Here is a 16,587-nt window from a genome sequence, read left to right on the forward strand (position 1 = left end):
CCTCCTGTATTATTATTGCTTGAAACCAAAAATAAATAAGTTTGTATCTTGCTGGTATGTTTTAGCAGTTGCCGTAGAAATATCCTTGAAATATACTGTTTTGAATGACGAACTTGAATGCGGATAGCATTGCATATACATGTGTGCATTGGGATTTTCTGAATATGCGCATGATGCCCATGGAAATATTTTTGAATCATCAGTAAAGGTAAGATCTTCATCGCTTTCTAAATGGACTGCAAAGCCTCTTCCATTACCGATAGGGTCTGTAACTTTCCCCATTAAGAAGAAAGCTTCAAAAGCTTTAATTTTGATACATAAAAAATTAATATAAAAACTACCTTGATCTGTCAGTGGACGTTCACACCGTAAACGAACCGTGCTTAATGTTACTCCTAAATTGGCAAATAACGTAGCAAGTCCCGTACTATCTGTGGCAGCGTTACCGCCGTCTTTCTTCAAGGCGCCTAAAGCAGTAATGAAACTTTCAGCAACGATATTACTGCCGTCTTTTGCGGCTGAATTACCAGCTATTAAGTTTGCAAGCGCAGCATACGTAATATTTTTATTTGCATAAACGCCATTGCCGATAGATTGTAAAATTGGAATTAAATCTTCGCTGCCTAAACTTGCTAACAAATCGTATAAGGATAATTTTTTATCTGCCATATTTGAGCTCCCATATCTGCCACCCGCCCTGAACGAGTGCATAATTTTTACCGTTTAAAAAAGTATCGTTAGTGACTCCGGTATAAGTAAAAACGTCATAAAGATTTATATCAAGTGGCGCCTCTTCGAATTCACCTAGATAGCGCGTTTCGGCTGCCGTGTTAAGCAATATGCGGTTATCTTCGTAGAGAGCTTTTATATCTACTTCGCTTAATGCCCATCCATATATCCTAAAAAATGCTATTTTCCCGGAAAAGCTTGAACCGGCCATCTCATTTCCGAATAAATGAAAAGGCACACCGCGGATAGGATTTCCGTATCCTATCAGTCCTTCGGATATAAGATTATCGTCATCTTCGGATATGAGATTATCTCCGTCTTCGGATATAAGGTTTGCAATGAGTTCATAGTTGCCGATTAATTCAAGATTCTTATATACACGTACGGCGGAATTATCAAAATCGTTAATTATCGAGATCATACATCCTTCATCAACATCAAGCGGAATGTCAGCGCCTAAATTTTGTATTTGAACGTGAAGAATACCGTTATCATAAGAGATGATGTAAGAATTAAGCTGTGAATCATCAACGTAGCTTACAACGATGCCGGAAGCCGTGATATCTTTTATCCAAAAGACCATTGAAGAGTTTTGAAAAAGTAATGTATCGACATCAAAAACAATACTTGAATTCGCGGTTCCCACTGCATAATTACCGTTAATATCGGGCTCTATTGAAATCGAACTAAAAATAGCATCAGCGACTTCTTTTAAAGAGCCAAGATTTAAGAGGGTGTTACCTTTTATGGCAAAATCTTGAAAATCAAAATAGACGCCGCCATCATCCTGAACAGTATTACCGTTATTAGGCTTCTCTCCGGCTTCACTTTCCGGAACCACAACTAGGCTGTAGTTGCCTTTTACGGTAGTTTTTGGGTCATATGGCGGAATCGGCTTTGACGGCGCATCGAATATTTCAGGCGCGTATGATGCAAGAGATATTTCGGCGCTTAGTTCCGGGCTTGGATTAACAAATTTCGCTTCAATTATGCAGTCTAGTGTTTCTTTTCCAGCCTCGCCGAAAGCATATATGTCTTGCGCCACAACCTCTGAAAGATCGCCAGCAACTTCTAATATATCGGTTATTCCACCGGAAACATTTATGACCGGCAAATAGATTATATTCCCATCATTTTCCTTAAAAATCTGTATTGCGTACTGTTTTTGAGCATCCAAAGAAAGTACTTCATCAAGCTGTATTGTATTATCATCAATATAAACTGCTTTCACAAAACCGCCAGCAAGTCCAACAAGTAAAACATCATGCTGAAATAGGACGCGTTCTCCTACCGGCAAACCGAAATGCTCAATCGAAACTGTCACATTATACTTTTCAGGACGGTTACGCGCGGCCGCAAGCATATATCTTCCGAGTTTTACGATTTGATCGTAATTCGTGACCCCCCAAACAGAAAGCTTTTCGCTGACATCTCCGTTATTCTGATCTAAGGTTTCGCCATCCAAAAGAACAAGATCATTTTTTGCGACATAATCATTCCTCTCATCGTTGTAGGTTATTTCTAATGCTTTCGGAAGTTTTGCAAAGCTTTTGTTTGCTGAGAAATCACGGCTATTTTTAGGGGTAAGGATTGCAATAGGATTTGGCTTTTCAATGTCATGTATAAGCGAATAAAGCCCGCTTTTAACGTAAAACGCGCCGCGGCATGTGGCCAGCACCTTGTTTAATATGTTCCGGAGCGTTTCGCCGTTTGAAATCACACCATCACAGCGGTAATCATTATTTTTGCACCACATATACAGCGCTTCCACAGCCGGCCAGTCAATCGATTCGACATCGACCTTTTCTGGAAGATAACTGCCGCGCAAGCAACCTAAAAATATTGCAGCCGGATTTGAAGTTTTATCAGATACTATCCAGGCAGATTCGCCGGTCCCAGACTCATCGTATATAGGCAAAACAGAGGTAGATATGCAGTTTAACTGGTCAAGAACTCCGTTTGACGTTTCTGTCGCTTTTATGCGGAACGCAAGTAGACACATCTTTTTTAACTCGTTTTCAGAGACCGGCCTGTCATTTATGTTGCTGCGTAATGTTCCCCAGTAAACAGCATCACGAACTTTTACGACTTCCGATGGCACAGTAGTACGATATAAAGCTACTTCCCAATCTCCGTCCGGATTATCTAAAATCTCAGTTTGTGTAAAAGTATAAGAGAGTTCAAAACGCAAAGTATCCGGAGTAGCCCATCTTAAAATCTTTTCTGGGATAGTACTCCAGCCTGTTGCGCCGCGCTTACGATAGCCCATTCCAACAGTTACAGATACGGCTTCTAAGCTGCCGTTATCCTTCATCTTATAGAGACCATTCATAACGATAATGCTTGTTATTTTTAATGTCTTTTTAGGTGTAAATCTCGATTCAATCCCGTTGAGCTCGGGAAGGACGCCTCCGGGTTTGAAAAGCTCAGCATTGATTTGCTCTTCATACATCTTATACGGGTATAAAGTGGGATATTCGCCATCTTGGCGTATCTCAAGCTGTCCGGCATAGTTGCCATCAATAGTAATATTGCCGTTACGGATGTCAGCCGTATTACTGGCTAAAGGGTTAAGCCCAAGTTTAATATCTTTTAGCGAAAGCTGGCCGTAACCTATACAAAGTAGTCCGTAAAGGTACTGATCGCCGCGGCCGTTATTATCAGAAAGTTCAGTGTAGTAAGTTCCAACGAGAGGCGGCGTTATAACGTGCGTGCCGAAAATGACAGGATACTTGCTTCCCAAAGCAATACGATTACGCGCACCTTGAAGCCCGTACTGTTCTTTGCCTTGCGGCGCGTCTTTCTGGTCGGGAACATTGTCACCGGCATAGATTTGAGCAATAGCCGTTCCTGCTATCATACCTGCACCAGCTATAATCAAAGGTACGCCCACGCCATAACCTACAATTGAAAGCACAACTCCTGCAGCAACCAACACGCCGCCGAGTATATAACTTACCGTGTTTGCATCGCCTTTCGGGATTCTTTTAATTGCGATGATAGCCTCCTGCTGTGGTTTTTCGTTCGCGCACGCCGGATACTTTTTTACGATGTCGTTTTCAATGACTACAAAATACCCTTCAAGCTTTAAACGTTCAAATATCTGCGCATATGTAAGCTTTTCAGCGCCGTCAATATTCTTTTCTTTAAACCTTTCGGAAAGCAGATTTTCATATAGATAAAATTTCATAGAATTTCAGCCTCCCCTTTAGATGTGGCTCCATAATGTCTTCAATAATGACATTCCGCTTGTGAGAACAATGAATGATCTTATTATTTCCTATGTAAATGCCGATATGCGAATCGACTCCGCCGCTTTCCATAACTACACCACAGCCTTCGATTGCCGCGTATATTCTTTTTGCAGGATAATTTATTAAGCTTTTTGACAAATTCTTGTTTAGATTTTGTTTTACACCACAGTCGTAGCCATTAAAATCCGGCAAGTCCTTGCCAAAAATCTCTTTTTGAATAAGCAAAAACAGGCCGTAACAATCTATAAAACCATCTTCTCCGCGGGCATTGTCTTTATATTTGTAAAAAAGATATTTTGTGTAGTTTTTCATGCCACCCCCGGAGTAGTTATTGATGAGAATTCGCCGGATGGAAAATCCATGTCTAAAAGGCTTTTAAAAGCAAGATCTCCGCTAAAGGTTAAAGCATTCCAGGACACATTAATAAGCTGAAAGCTAAAGCCGTCAAGCCGTGAAAAGTTACCATCTTCGTAGTATTCGGCCGCAAAACGTATCTGAAGCGGAGATGTTAAATTGCGAATAAGATTTATAAGCGTTTGATCTACCGCGCCCATAGTTATTTTTGCCAACCCCACGCTATCTTTGCTTTGTTCCGGGAACGTAAAAATAAAGGATGCCGGCTGATATGTTTCGCTCTCATATACAAGAGGCTCATTGTTATCGGTTAAGAATAAGGGATTTGAAAGCGAATCATGCGATATCTTTAACAGTATCGGAACCATCCCCGGAACGCGCTTTTTGAAAAGCTTGGCAAGCAGAGCTTTACTTATAGCCATTATGGTTGCTCCTCAAGATTTAGAGTAATGACCCTTTCTTCGGCCGAATCTCTGTAATTTGAAAACCAGCCAGACTCATTTACTATTAAACGCATTTCAACAATCTGCCCGGTCTGTGGGCTAGGAAACATAAATGTTTCAGCACCGCCTTTTAAATTGAAGCGAACCCATTGCGTTAATAAATTCCATTCTGCCGGAGCAAAAGCCATATCGAAATTATGATATTTAGGTACTCCAGTAGTGCGCTGCCGAGTTTTAGGGCTTCCTATGTCATTTTCTTCGACAATAATTGTTGAGCCTTCGCGGTATCCGCGCGGATGCATAGCATTTTGATTAACACCTGCAGGCCAATTCTGACTCATTTGTTATTCACTCCTTTTCTGCCTACGCCGTAAAGTCCGGACATTGTATTTGCACCCTGTGGGCTGGCGAGAAATTCCTGTACTTTTTGCTTGACCATGATATCTAGAGTACGTACATTATTTACATTGCTTTGAGCTACTGATACTTCGGCATTTGCCTGATTGATTATATTAACTTCCACCGATCCGGAACTTCCACCGGATTTATTAAGTAAGGCAACGGCATTCGAAAGCATTGCACTTGCCGCCATGAGAGCTTGAGCTATATTTCCCTGCTGACCTTCATTCAATACCAGCTCACCAGAATTTGCACGTATAAGCACATTATCACCGGATTTAGAATTACCGCCCACAAAACCGCCTGTTGCGAACTTTCCGGCCATTGCCTTAATCACACCCGCAGCTACTCTCATTGCCGCAGCAGCAGCTATTCCTTGTCCAAATGCTGCGTAATCTTTTTTTAATAAGGCTGCAAAAGCTTCAGCTTCTAACTGTGTTGCCAGCGCTTTAACAACATCGGCTAAAGCCAAAACACTTGTTTTTGCAAATGCTTTCATTCCATCTTCGCCACGCGCAAGAGCTTCTCCCATTGCGTCAAAACCTTCCATTGTTGAAGCCATTGCATTCTTTATAATATCGGAAGTCTTAACTGCTGAATCACTCATTTCCTGCATTGCGATTTCCCAACTTTCCGCAAATGTCGGAGCTTTATCTTTTACTGCATCATTTGCACCTTGCATAATTGATGTGATTTGTTCAGCAGAAAATTTGCCCGTATCAATAAGTCGCTGTGCCTCATCTTTATAAAACTGTAAACGCGCCTCTCCATAGAGTTTTTCATCGGCGGCTCTTTTTTGGAGATATTCTTGAACTTGCTTTGCTTGAACATTTAAGCTTGTGCGCTCAACTTCGTTGGTTTGTTCGCCTAGCTTTTCTGCGAGTGTTTTTCTCTGTTCTGCAAGTAAGCGTTCTTGTTCATATCGAACTTTAGCCGCCGCTTCTTGTTCTCTAAGAATTGCAGCATTCCGCTGTTTTTCTATTTCCGCCAGAATCTTGGCATCCATTTTTGCTTGCGCGATAGTTTTCTCTAAACCTCCACCGACTCCCGTTGCAATAGAATCGGTAAAATTTCCAAATTTTCCTAAATCGCCGTATGTTGCTTTAATTGTTTTTGTGACAATGTCTTTAGCTGCTCCCCAGACTTCACTCCATACTGAAGCCGTCTTTTTAGCAGTTTGCTGCTGTTCTTTATTAAGATATGTGTTTGTGATTACGACAATATCATTTAATGTTTTTAGAATGTCTGTTAAAGCGGGAGCAATAGCACCGCCAATCGTTTCTTTTAAATCTCCCCAAGCTTCACTTAGGGCTTTAGTTTTAACAAGTAAAGTGTCCGCATTCGCAGTCGCAAGCTCGCCGAAACGTTTATTTACATTACGCAAAACTTCTTCAAAATCTTTTGCTTTATCGCCTGTCTTAGCAATGCCTAAACCGTAACGACCAAGCATATCTGTGTTGCCTTCCGCAGCTTTAACAAGTAACATCATCGCACTGTTTAGATCCATGCCCAATCCTAAAGAAAGTGCATGAGCTGCCTTAACAGTATCTTTTGCCTGCTGTCCGAATAATCCGAAATTCGTAGCGAGAGCAAGCGCATTCTGAATTGTTTCATCAGATAATCCAGTAAAGTTTTGCATTTCCGTAGCAAAATTCTGGAAGTCAACTAGAGCGGTTTTTGAAGTTATTCCGACATTATTCAATGAAGCCGAGAGTTTGTTAACAGCTTGCTGCGCTTCTCCAAATGCCTTAACAGTACTTACGCCGAAGCGCACAATCATTGCAACGGAAAAAGCCGCCGCTACTTTCTTTGCCATATCAGAAAAAGCGTTCGCCGATTTAGTGGCTTGCGTTTGAGATTGCTTACTTAAATCGTCAAGAGATTTTGCAATCTGCTGAGTAGCAGATAACATATCTTGTCGCATCTGCTTTAAACCCTTTTCAACGCCTTTAGGGTCAAGCTCTGTGCCGATTTTTACGGACCCGTCATTATTTTCTGACATGGCTTGCCCTCTCAATCAATTCTGCTTCAATTTCTTTTGCGCTCCTGCGCGGTCCGTGCGCCAGTGGAATCTTTAATTCTTCCAGTGCATCAGCATACTCCTGACGCATCTCTTTCGGTACATCTTTTTTACGCATCTGACGGAAATTCACAATCTGTCTGAAAGTGGTTTGTTCGTTCAAGCCTTCAAACAAGGCCTTAAAAACATACCAATGAAGTTTTGCTTTCGTTAAATCAATTCTGTATTGCTGCCAAAAGCTCGCGTAAATCCGCGCGCTGTCGATGTCGTAGTCAAATACAATCTTTGCCGCTTTTTTTGCTTTTCTCTTTAATGCTGTATCCGCAAACGGAGAGCCGCCAAGCAAATAAGTTTTCATGATATAGATTATCGCAGCATTTAAGTTGCACGGTTCTTTTTTAAAAAACAACTTTAAAAGAAGCTCCAAACGTCCTGATGTGTCTAACTCTTCATCATCATGAGCTTTAATAAAAATCAAAACCCGACGATAATCAGTCAGAAGCTCCACTCGCTCTCCCGCTATATCAACATATTTCGGCGGCTTATCCGTTAACAGATTCATTTCGCTATCTCCAGATACTTTTGAATCGTTTTCGCGCGTCTGTTCAGTATTCGGGCTTTGCACGCGTCCATAAACTCAAGGAATGAGTAAATCGTTTCTTCAAGCTCCGATAAGTCTTTTTCAGGAAAAAGGTTTGATGCGGTTCCATCGCCCCAAATATCATCGAAAACGCGCTCGCACATATTACAGCCATCTTCAATAACTTGGGCATATGTGCGCTTCTCTTTCTTTTCGCATTCGTCCTGTGTTTTGGCAAAGTTCAAAAAAGCATCCTCAACTTTTTTCATAAACGCAGGATTTGCGAAATTGCAGTTTAAAACTTTCTCTCCTACTTTAAATTCATCAGCCATTCAATTTCTCCTTATGTTGTTAAGCGGCAGGCGTGAATTCTTGGTCTTCCATATCCCATGTCCCTTTTACAAGGTCTCCGTCCTGAGATATCGTACCGGAGAGATTCAGGTCATCTCCGCCCGCTCCGGAACCGTCATTGTCAGGTATAACGTTATATGTGGCCATTCTCGCCGTGAATAGTCCGCTTCCGGAAGTTGTCTCATCCCACGTATCAACCGATACAATAGGAACTTTTATATTGAGTTTCTGATCGGCAGAGAGACCATACAACCATTTTGAAAATGGATCGTCATCATTGAGCAGCCCTGAGTAAGCATATGAGGGCTGATATGACTTTGTTTTCTCTCTTGCCGTTTTATCGGCAATATACTGTCTGGTATCCGTTTCGGGATTGAGACTGTTTGTGAAGTCTGTAATACCTTCATTAATCAAAACCCACTGCGGCGAACTCGCTGTTCCGATGTTTGCATAGTGCAGTTTTTCATACCTCATGCGTTCCATAATATTGCTCCTTTTGCTTTGAATTTTAGATTGAATGTTGCCTGATACAAAGCCACTCCATCGCTGTCCTGCCCTGTAATATCAATCGGAGTCTGAACCAAATCAGCCGCCATTGCTTTAAAGTCATCGCCGAGATCTAAAGTGTTGATATTAGGCAAGCTCTTATAGTCTGGTTTTCTGAATATCTCCGGCAGGCTAACCTGCGACAGCCACGTTCCGATAGCATTCAGCCAGTTAAATGCTTTCTCTTTATCGTCAGCTGAATTTGTTTTGTAAATGATAGAGAAAGAAAGCAAGAACTGTCCGCCTCCCTGTAAGTATCTTTTAAGCGACGTGAAAGTTCCTGCTTTTAAAAGAGCTGCAGGATAGTTTGTACCGCTGTAAAACTCAAGCTCTACTTTCGGCGAAAGATTCGCAAAGTTCGAGTTTATGAATTCCTGCAATGCAACGATGAAAATTTTACCGTCCATTTTACTGTTCCTTCTTGCCGTAAAGAATTTCTTGCACTATCTGAATCCATCTAGTCAGATATTGAGCTTTCGCAAACTCAAACCATAACCTCGTAGCGCGCGAATGCTTGTTTTTAGAATGATTAAACAAGCCGTAATACTGCGCTCTTGCATAAGGTGCATTGTAGACAACCAAACCAGAACCTATTGTAGTACTGAGTATGCCGCTCTTTTCCAGGTTTCCTGTTTGAAAAGGAACGAAAGGCGCACTGTCTTTTAAGACAGCGGCATCCAGCGCGCGTTGGGACTGCCTCTTATTCGCGCCAACTTTCTGCATTACTTTCGATATGTTTATGTTCACTTTTACATTCATCTCGCTACCGCCACCAGAATTATTGGTTTGCCTTCATCAGCTCGCTTAGTAGAAAGCCCTGTTAAGCTAAATACAGGGTATTTCTGCATAAGCTCCTCTTTTGATAAGTTCAAATCTGCATCATCAACTTTGCGCGTAATGAAAAAGTCAGCTTCCGTTTTTATCGTCCAAGATGTATCTTTATCCGCGTCAGACTGGCGAGTCCAATCATCAGACTGAACATAGGCTTTGCCGCCGGAGTCGTAATCACGCAAATCAATAAGCAGCGTTGAAGTGTCCTGCGTTTCAATGCCTCTACGTGCCAGACGCACGGCTCTGCCATCTTCAAAACGAACTCGTACAAGCGTAGTAGCCCGCCATTTCGTCTTATTTCCATCTGGAGAGCTATTAAACAGAGTTACTGTATCTGGTCGTAAAAACGCACTTACTACTTGCATGGACACATCCCGGCATACAGCAGGTTTGTCGGATATAGATAACTCCGAGCGCGGCCGTATGCTTCAAAATTTATTTTTTGAATACTTTCTTTATCTATTGTATAGCTGTAATCCGGTACGCTTTCGGAAGTCTTTAACGCTCCGCCCGAGCCTGCCGTGAGTTTGAAATACGCGTAGCGGGCTTCGGCAAGTGCTGAAGTCGCCATTTTAATTTGAGTTTGAATGCTCGCACTGAAATTACCGAAGCCGTGACGTTCGATACGACCATAAGTCATAGCGTTAACATCTTCGCTTGCGCGTAAAGCTACTCGAGCAAAATCAGCGGAGGGTATAGGATTTCCCATATAGACGTTGTTATAAAAATTTTCATCAATATATGCTGCCATCTTTATACCCTCCTCGATTTGTTAAGCTCTTTTTGCGAGCGTTATTGTCTTCGTTACAGCCGAGCTTCCGACAGTTATATCCGCTGTCTGCGTTACCTTACCCTGTTTTGTTACTCTGTAAGGATAAGTTCCGGCAGGCATATTAAATACAACCTTGCCATCCTCATCAGTCAGAAGCGCTGTGCCGTTTAACGTTACCCTTGCACCCTTAATCGCAGCTGGAGTTGAAGCATCGTCCTTAACTGTGAAAGTTACGGTCCGCGTATCGTAGGACTGACCAGATTTCGCTTCCAAATATGCAAAAGGGAAGTTCGTTCTGTCCGGATCTAACGCAGTCGCTGGGTTCGGCAAAGCCCAACCCATCCTCAAGACGACACGCAGTGCAACCATATCCTGCTGTGCGAGATTGTAGAGAATTTTATTCGAATCGTTCGGATCTGTAATTACACCTTCAGTCAGAAGTTTTATCGTGATATCCTGACGAATAGAATAAACCGCCTGTTTCCAGTCACCCACGATGAGCGGAGTTATTGAAGAATCAAATCCACCGTTTTCAGGGAAGAACATCGGTAAACCATCCAGTGCATACTGAGTCCTTTCCTGCATTCCGTTTTTATTGAAAATAGGCTGACCGTTGGAGTCCTTAATTCCGCGCAAGTTGGCTCTCATAGTCAATCCTGCTACCACACCGTTAGGCATATAACCGGCTTCTTCAACTTTGGAAATCACACCACCTTTTTCAAGTAAGAGATCATACATATTCGGATTGCTTGCCGGTATTTGAACATTATTGCCAGCATTGCGCGCTGATGTTATGATATCGTTGCGGAATCCTGCAGGTTTGTTTTTGCCGAAGATAATAGCTTCGTCAATTACTCTGCCGAATGCTTCCTCAATTTTGGGCTGTATTGCGCCAAGAATGTCATAATCGGCATCAGCAAGTACGGCTTCGGAAATAGGCACGATTACCGCGACTTCTTCAGCCTTAATCAAAACCTTATCCCATGCCGCCATTGTCGTCTGTTTCGTGCCGGTGTCGCCGTTTACCCAGTAAGCCTGCGGCAGCACATCGTCAACTCTCATCACTTCCTGCCCAGTCGTCATGTTCGGAAGTCTCGTCATCATTGAAAGAACAACTGATGCTTTGGGAACTCCGGACAAGATTCCGGGCAAAATTACTTTTTCTAAAAGCGCTATATCTTCTCTTGTTATAAGCATTTCTGTCTCCTTTTAATTCGCGGAACTCTTTACCGCTTTTCTAAATACTTTATTTTCCTGCTTTCCTAAATACATCATTCGCTTTTGCTCTAGCCTCTGCCACTTCGCTTTCGGCTGTTGATGCATTATTGTTATTCAGAGGAAAAGTACTCTTTTTTTCTGGCGTGACTTTGGTTTCTGTCTTCCACTCGGGATACGTTTCCAGAACACTGTCAACCGCTTTATCGAACGGCGTATCTTTTGATACGAGCTTTTCAGCCTGTGAAATTGCGGCATCCATATACTTCGATTGAATGCCTTTTCCTGAAACCGTCTTCTCGTGTTCAAAACGTGTGATTTTACTCTGATAGGAAGCGACATCGCCTTCTAAATCATTAATGCGCTTCTTCAATTTTTCATCACCCGCTACGCTCGACTGAAGATTGGCGATTTCTCCGTCTTTCTTTTTTATCGCCTCATCGTGTTCTGCAATTATGCGCGTATGCTTATCTTTAGATACATACTCGCCTGTGGATAAATCCACCAACTTAATTCCGGTACCCTCGAGTTTCGACTTTACCTGATTAAACAACTCTTCGCCTAACTTCGCCTTTAAAAAATCCATACTTCCTCCTTTAACTACTCGCCGTTCTCAATACCTGATTGCAGCGTACCTGTATTTTATCGCCTATAGGTTAGGCTATTTTTTCGCGGGCATACTGTCGCGCGAGATTATTTGATTTGACGAATTCTGATTGGCGCTTCTGCCATTCTTTTACTTTTAAAAGTTCTGCAGTATTATCTTGCCCACCGGCTTCCATAACGTCTGCTCTGCGCTTCCATCCGCGTATCATTCTTTCGTTGTATCTCTGCTCTTGGTCAAGCGCATACATTTCGGCATTTTCTTTTGATGTAAATATCTCTGCAAATGGATCTTCAACGCGTGGATCGCAAGGGTAAAAATTATGTCTGCAGTTTGCGCCGCAAAGTCCTGTGACTGTACCATAGCCGGTTGCTTCGTAGAAATTCGGATATTTAGAACTCTTTCCAGTTAAACTGAATATCCTTCCCTGCCAAGCCGCATGCTCTTCTCTTGCGCCGATATGCTCTGAAGTTTTGACGGTATCGTAATCAAGTTCTATGGTACGATTAAGAGAGATATTCGCTGTAGTTCTATTCACTCCAGTTACAATTGCCCGGCGCGCACCAGCCTCTACTGAAATACTTCTACCGCTTGAATACTCGATTGAATAAACGCCTTCTTGTGCCAGCTTACGTACTGCACTCTCTACTGCTTTATCCGGAGTGAAAGCTCCGCTGACAACCTCAAAATGTGCTGTATCAAGAAACGCCGTGAACTTTGATATTGCAATAGAACCTGTCGTGTTTGAAAGATTTGTCAAGGTTCCCATCGTTTGAATATATCCGGCTTCAATTATTTGCGCCCACCTATCCAAACTTGAAGTTGTGGCCGTTGCCGTTCCGGAAAGACGCAGTATCCTATTATCGTTTGTAATGCTTTTAGCCGATGCACTTTTTAAAACTGATTGAAGTTCACTGCTTGCCGATTTCAAGGATCCGCGTACATCGCTTGATATTGCGTTATAAAATGAATTAACTTCCTTTAATTTTTCCTGCTGCCAACGCTGTGCTGAAACGCCGTAGTTTGCCCTTTTCAAACGTGCGGCAAGACTTGTTTCAATACTCGTTTGAAGCCCCGAGAAAATTGAATCAAGCCCATCGCTCATATGGTCAAGGTAAGATGCTTCAAGCATTAGCCGTTGCCTCCTCCAGCACCAGTAAAGTCAAATGTTGGATATGTTTTAGCCGGCGGCACATTCTTTTTTGCCGTCTCGGCATTTTCGCCATAGAACGCTTCTCTATATTCCCACGGAGCAGCAATGCCGGCATTTATTTCATTAATCATCTGCGCCTTTTCAGCATTAGTATCCTCAATGATACTATCGTCAAATTGGACTGTTACTGTGACTTCCTTGCCTACAGTTAATGTCTTTAAGAATAAAATCCCTCTTGCTAAATTCTTAAGTGCTGCGGCAACAACCTTCTGATGTTTTTGCATTGTGCGGAACATATCGGAATTTTCAGAGATGACCTGCGTAGCAGTTGCCGCATTGGTACCGTCAAACTTATAAACCATATCGCCCATGCCGACTTTCTGAGAAAGAAGTATCAATTCTTTTTCAAGCGTCGTTGCGTAATCATTAGCGCGGTACGCAGGTGTGATATCTTCAATCAATGGCTTTGAATCCTTGCTTGCAAACTCTTGCGGGATATTGTAGATGACGCTATCTTGTTCATCGGTTACAGGTCGAGGATTTCCGTTAGCGTCTATCTTAACCAGAGCTTCTGATATAGCAATACGAGGGCGTCCTGTCTTCATTGAAATCGACATACCATCAAATGCGATATCGCAGTCTTTTAAGTTATCGATGGCATTAGCATAAATTGAAATACCCATAGGGGAGTTTTCGTCTACATTGTTAGCAATAGCAGGACGGATAATAGAAAATAAAGGAGTAGCCGTATCATAACCTTTCTCATCTTCAACCTCTTCAAACTTTACAGGAACATCAATAACCCAGCCTGTACGAACATTGATCTCATAAAATCTGTTTGCAACAACGTAGTACCATTCATCTTTAGGCTTATCGCGTTTACGTTCATGCGCCTGAAGATACAAATACATTTTGCCTTTTTTTGCCATCACACTGCCGAAAGCACAGCTCACAATCTGACCATTTGCCCACTCCAGAGGAAAAACCATATCACCGTGGACATAATCAATGAGCGGCTCATCGCCTTCGTTTTCCTGACGTAACACCCATGCGCCCGTTCCTTCCGCAAAGGCTGATTCGATTGATTCGTTACCGAGTACGTCAAAGTTATTAAAATCAAGAGCAGCTTGGAACGCATCCTGCAAGCCCTGTTCAGAAATTGTTACATAGGTCTTTTCGTTAAACAGCAAATTTGCCCAGTCTTCGCATACTTTTTTAGCCATACCGAGAGAGCGCATCTCAACGCAAGTACTTTGACCTTTGGCTTGGTGGATTTTGTATGTGTGAAATTTGCTGACTTTGCCGCGATACCATAGTTTCCAATCGTGCATTAAATCGTAAAAGCCGGGGCGCACAGTGACATAGCCTGCACTGCGAATTAAAGATATAATTGAATTTCTGTTAAGATACATTAAGCCACCGCCTTATAAGAATTTAGCTGACCCACAAACGCTTCCGAACCGTACTCTTGAGAATCAAGCGGATCTATATTTGAAGTGAAGTCATCAAGCCTTTTATCTTCATCTGCCTTATCATCCCAGAGAGCTTCAGCAAATGCATCCTGTGTATATTTGCAGTGTTCCATAATCTCAAGCCGGCCCTGTGATAAAAGCAGATTGTCCATTCTGATTCTGTCAATAATGGGCAGCTTGAGCGAATTTCTCAAAAGTAAAGGAACTTTGTCTTTTTTCAGTTCAGCGGCAAGCCCGCGAATTAAAACCTGCTCGGCAGAATCGGCAAACGCATACTTTAATGCCGGATAAGTGCGGATATTTCTCTGAACAAAAGAGCTGAATGCTGCCGCAAGAGTTGCCGGATTATCAAGCGCGCCTTTTCTGTATTCCTCATCAAGAATAATTTTTTTTGCGTAGCGCGGCGTAAATCCAACAAGGCTAAAAGACTGCCCGGACTTATTTCCTCCAAAGTCTACGCCTACAGAACCCAGCATTATTGGCGGCGCGGTTTTAATAATAAAGTTCTTCGGATTGTTTGCAAAGAGCGGATATACTGCGCCTTCAGCTGCAATTCTTAAGCCTAGAATGTCACGTTTAAACCATATAGACTCTGTATCGTACGTTGAAAGTATCTGACGTTTTACCGCATCCGGAATGCTTGAGTTATCGGCAATCGTAAAATGTTCATAATTAAAGCCGTAATTCTTAATCTTTTTTTGCTGCTTAAAATGAAAATCCAAGACATCTGCGTAATACCAATGCTTTGGCGGCTTCGGGTTCAGATCGTGAAATATTTTTCTATCAGAGCTGGATATAGTCCTATCGAAAACTTCTTTGATAAAATCAGGATGGCACTCGTTTGACTCAGTAATCAGCGCGGTTCCGTATGAGTTGCCCTTGATAAGTTTCTCATCGCCTTTTTTACCGCCGCCGGAAATCAATATAACTTTTTGACCTTTTGGAGTATCAACATAAACACAATCGCGCCCTTCATATTTTCCAGCGCGGTATCTTCCGGCAAAATAGTAACGAACGCCCAAACCGTTTGAATCGATAATATTTAGCTTTGCGCTTGCTACCGAAACGCCGGCAGCTAAATGCAAATCGTCATCGTGATTATCAACTTCTATACACCATGCCAAAGTATTAACGATGTTCTTACTGCCTCTTTTACCGCCTTCGGCGACATTAAACCAAGAAGTCCTTGACCGCTTAATAAAAGCGACCTGTTTAGCGTTAAAAGGTTTTAATTTACTCACTAGCTTTGACCTCAATCAGATTTTTAATATCCTGTGTTTTTTCAGGATTCTGCAAAGTCTTTAAAATTTCTGACAGCCGCTGCTCCGGAGTTATTGCTCCGGCAGATGGAAGTTCTATCTTTACTCCCATGAAAGACCGTCCAATTATTCTGTCAAGGATCTTGTCAAAAACTGCGTGATTGCCTTCTTTCATAGCTACGTCTATATTTTTCAAAAACCAAACTTCAAGCAAAGTTAAATTTGTTCTGTCTACCTTGTTAAAATCAGCCTCAGTCATCAAAAGATACTTTGAAAACATCTCAATAATCTTTTCGACCGACAGTCTGCGCGCTTCTTTTATTTCATCTGGAAGCTTTGGCCGCCCTTTAGGGTTTCCTGACTGGCCTTTTTTCCAATTACTACCGCCAGTCTTTTTACCTTTAGCCATATAACTAACCTCGCATTAATCTTGCTTTTTGGTTAGTAAACAACTCCCATCTCTTTACTATTACATCGCAATATTTGGGGTCAAGCTCCATAACACGACAATGGCGGCCGAGTTGCTCACATGAAATAAGCGTAGAACCGCTGCCGCCAAAGCCATCCAGAACTATATCTTTGCTTCTTGAATTGCGCTTTAATGC

General features: G+C 42.2%; 20 protein-coding genes. All 20 read right to left on the bottom strand.

What is annotated here, in order from left to right:
* Positions 1-12 precede the first annotated feature (12 nt).
* Positions 13-669 (bottom strand): hypothetical protein, encoded by a 657-nt coding sequence (locus LBD46_04760; protein MDR2426472.1) that lies wholly within the window; start codon positions 667-669, stop codon positions 13-15.
* Complete coding sequence (locus tag LBD46_04765; protein ID MDR2426473.1) at positions 659-3,919, bottom strand: phage tail protein; 3,261 nt, start codon at positions 3,917-3,919, stop codon at positions 659-661. Before LBD46_04765 ends, LBD46_04760 begins: the two co-directional genes overlap by 11 nt.
* Entirely contained in the window at positions 3,900-4,295 is a 396-nt protein-coding gene (locus LBD46_04770; protein ID MDR2426474.1) for a C40 family peptidase, read from the bottom strand. The genes LBD46_04765 and LBD46_04770 overlap by 20 nt, the downstream gene beginning before the upstream one ends.
* On the bottom strand, positions 4,292-4,759 hold the full coding sequence (locus LBD46_04775) for a DUF1833 domain-containing protein (protein MDR2426475.1): 468 nt from the start codon (positions 4,757-4,759) through the stop codon (positions 4,292-4,294). The genes LBD46_04770 and LBD46_04775 overlap by 4 nt, the downstream gene beginning before the upstream one ends.
* The gene (locus LBD46_04780) at positions 4,759-5,121 is read right to left on the bottom strand and encodes a hypothetical protein (protein ID MDR2426476.1); all 363 of its coding nucleotides are present in this window, start codon (positions 5,119-5,121) and stop codon (positions 4,759-4,761) included. The genes LBD46_04775 and LBD46_04780 overlap by 1 nt, the downstream gene beginning before the upstream one ends.
* The gene (locus LBD46_04785; protein MDR2426477.1) at positions 5,118-7,181 is read right to left on the bottom strand and encodes a hypothetical protein; all 2,064 of its coding nucleotides are present in this window, start codon (positions 7,179-7,181) and stop codon (positions 5,118-5,120) included. Before LBD46_04785 ends, LBD46_04780 begins: the two co-directional genes overlap by 4 nt.
* Positions 7,168-7,761: a bacteriophage Gp15 family protein gene (locus LBD46_04790; protein ID MDR2426478.1), complete on the bottom strand. Its 594-nt coding sequence runs from the start codon at positions 7,759-7,761 to the stop codon at positions 7,168-7,170. The genes LBD46_04785 and LBD46_04790 overlap by 14 nt, the downstream gene beginning before the upstream one ends.
* Positions 7,758-8,111: a hypothetical protein gene (locus LBD46_04795; protein MDR2426479.1), complete on the bottom strand. Its 354-nt coding sequence runs from the start codon at positions 8,109-8,111 to the stop codon at positions 7,758-7,760. The genes LBD46_04790 and LBD46_04795 overlap by 4 nt, the downstream gene beginning before the upstream one ends.
* Before the next feature lie 19 nt (positions 8,112-8,130).
* On the bottom strand, positions 8,131-8,613 hold the full coding sequence (locus tag LBD46_04800; GenBank protein ID MDR2426480.1) for a hypothetical protein: 483 nt from the start codon (positions 8,611-8,613) through the stop codon (positions 8,131-8,133).
* The gene (locus tag LBD46_04805) at positions 8,601-9,083 is read right to left on the bottom strand and encodes a hypothetical protein (GenBank protein MDR2426481.1); all 483 of its coding nucleotides are present in this window, start codon (positions 9,081-9,083) and stop codon (positions 8,601-8,603) included. Before LBD46_04805 ends, LBD46_04800 begins: the two co-directional genes overlap by 13 nt.
* A gap of 1 nt (position 9,084) precedes the next feature.
* Positions 9,085-9,435: a minor capsid protein gene (locus tag LBD46_04810; protein MDR2426482.1), complete on the bottom strand. Its 351-nt coding sequence runs from the start codon at positions 9,433-9,435 to the stop codon at positions 9,085-9,087.
* The gene (locus LBD46_04815; GenBank protein MDR2426483.1) at positions 9,432-9,746 is read right to left on the bottom strand and encodes a hypothetical protein; all 315 of its coding nucleotides are present in this window, start codon (positions 9,744-9,746) and stop codon (positions 9,432-9,434) included. Before LBD46_04815 ends, LBD46_04810 begins: the two co-directional genes overlap by 4 nt.
* A gap of 116 nt (positions 9,747-9,862) precedes the next feature.
* Positions 9,863-10,258 (bottom strand): hypothetical protein, encoded by a 396-nt coding sequence (locus LBD46_04820; protein ID MDR2426484.1) that lies wholly within the window; start codon positions 10,256-10,258, stop codon positions 9,863-9,865.
* Positions 10,259-10,279: 21 nt separating this feature from the next.
* On the bottom strand, positions 10,280-11,476 hold the full coding sequence (locus LBD46_04825; GenBank protein MDR2426485.1) for a phage major capsid protein: 1,197 nt from the start codon (positions 11,474-11,476) through the stop codon (positions 10,280-10,282).
* Between the two features lie 49 nt (positions 11,477-11,525).
* Complete coding sequence (locus LBD46_04830) at positions 11,526-12,080, bottom strand: hypothetical protein (protein MDR2426486.1); 555 nt, start codon at positions 12,078-12,080, stop codon at positions 11,526-11,528.
* Positions 12,081-12,150: 70 nt separating this feature from the next.
* On the bottom strand, positions 12,151-13,230 hold the full coding sequence (locus LBD46_04835; protein MDR2426487.1) for a phage minor capsid protein: 1,080 nt from the start codon (positions 13,228-13,230) through the stop codon (positions 12,151-12,153).
* Entirely contained in the window at positions 13,230-14,663 is a 1,434-nt protein-coding gene (locus LBD46_04840; protein ID MDR2426488.1) for a phage portal protein, read from the bottom strand. The genes LBD46_04835 and LBD46_04840 overlap by 1 nt, the downstream gene beginning before the upstream one ends.
* Positions 14,663-15,964, bottom strand: a complete 1,302-nt coding sequence (locus LBD46_04845) for a phage terminase large subunit (GenBank protein MDR2426489.1) — start codon at positions 15,962-15,964, stop codon at positions 14,663-14,665. The genes LBD46_04840 and LBD46_04845 overlap by 1 nt, the downstream gene beginning before the upstream one ends.
* Positions 15,957-16,391: a DUF5681 domain-containing protein gene (locus tag LBD46_04850; protein MDR2426490.1), complete on the bottom strand. Its 435-nt coding sequence runs from the start codon at positions 16,389-16,391 to the stop codon at positions 15,957-15,959. Before LBD46_04850 ends, LBD46_04845 begins: the two co-directional genes overlap by 8 nt.
* 4 nt (positions 16,392-16,395) lie before the next feature.
* Positions 16,396-16,587: hypothetical protein (locus LBD46_04855; GenBank protein ID MDR2426491.1), on the bottom strand; the 192-nt coding region annotated here is incomplete at its 5' end.

The sequence above is a fragment of the Candidatus Endomicrobium procryptotermitis genome (genome assembly GCA_031279415.1).
GTDB lineage: Bacteria > Elusimicrobiota > Endomicrobiia > Endomicrobiales > Endomicrobiaceae > Endomicrobium_B > Endomicrobium_B procryptotermitis.

Bases quoted from the DNA above. Each gene is read 5' to 3' on its own strand.
- LBD46_04820 (MDR2426484.1), bottom strand. From the start codon at position 10,258: ATGGCAGCATATATTGATGAAAATTTTTATAACAACGTCTATATGGGA.
- LBD46_04760 (MDR2426472.1), bottom strand. From the start codon at position 669: ATGGCAGATAAAAAATTATCCTTATACGATTTGTTAGCAAGTTTAGGC.
- LBD46_04805 (MDR2426481.1), bottom strand. From the start codon at position 9,083: ATGGACGGTAAAATTTTCATCGTTGCATTGCAGGAATTCATAAACTCG.
- LBD46_04830 (MDR2426486.1), bottom strand. From the start codon at position 12,080: ATGGATTTTTTAAAGGCGAAGTTAGGCGAAGAGTTGTTTAATCAGGTA.
- LBD46_04800 (MDR2426480.1), bottom strand. From the start codon at position 8,613: ATGGAACGCATGAGGTATGAAAAACTGCACTATGCAAACATCGGAACA.
- LBD46_04840 (MDR2426488.1), bottom strand. From the start codon at position 14,663: ATGTATCTTAACAGAAATTCAATTATATCTTTAATTCGCAGTGCAGGC.
- LBD46_04775 (MDR2426475.1), bottom strand. From the start codon at position 4,759: ATGGCTATAAGTAAAGCTCTGCTTGCCAAGCTTTTCAAAAAGCGCGTT.
- LBD46_04770 (MDR2426474.1), bottom strand. From the start codon at position 4,295: ATGAAAAACTACACAAAATATCTTTTTTACAAATATAAAGACAATGCC.
- LBD46_04850 (MDR2426490.1), bottom strand. From the start codon at position 16,391: ATGGCTAAAGGTAAAAAGACTGGCGGTAGTAATTGGAAAAAAGGCCAG.
- LBD46_04825 (MDR2426485.1), bottom strand. From the start codon at position 11,476: ATGCTTATAACAAGAGAAGATATAGCGCTTTTAGAAAAAGTAATTTTG.
- LBD46_04790 (MDR2426478.1), bottom strand. From the start codon at position 7,761: ATGAATCTGTTAACGGATAAGCCGCCGAAATATGTTGATATAGCGGGA.
- LBD46_04765 (MDR2426473.1), bottom strand. From the start codon at position 3,919: ATGAAATTTTATCTATATGAAAATCTGCTTTCCGAAAGGTTTAAAGAA.
- LBD46_04795 (MDR2426479.1), bottom strand. From the start codon at position 8,111: ATGGCTGATGAATTTAAAGTAGGAGAGAAAGTTTTAAACTGCAATTTC.
- LBD46_04835 (MDR2426487.1), bottom strand. From the start codon at position 13,230: ATGCTTGAAGCATCTTACCTTGACCATATGAGCGATGGGCTTGATTCA.
- LBD46_04810 (MDR2426482.1), bottom strand. From the start codon at position 9,435: ATGAATGTAAAAGTGAACATAAACATATCGAAAGTAATGCAGAAAGTT.
- LBD46_04785 (MDR2426477.1), bottom strand. From the start codon at position 7,181: ATGTCAGAAAATAATGACGGGTCCGTAAAAATCGGCACAGAGCTTGAC.
- LBD46_04780 (MDR2426476.1), bottom strand. From the start codon at position 5,121: ATGAGTCAGAATTGGCCTGCAGGTGTTAATCAAAATGCTATGCATCCG.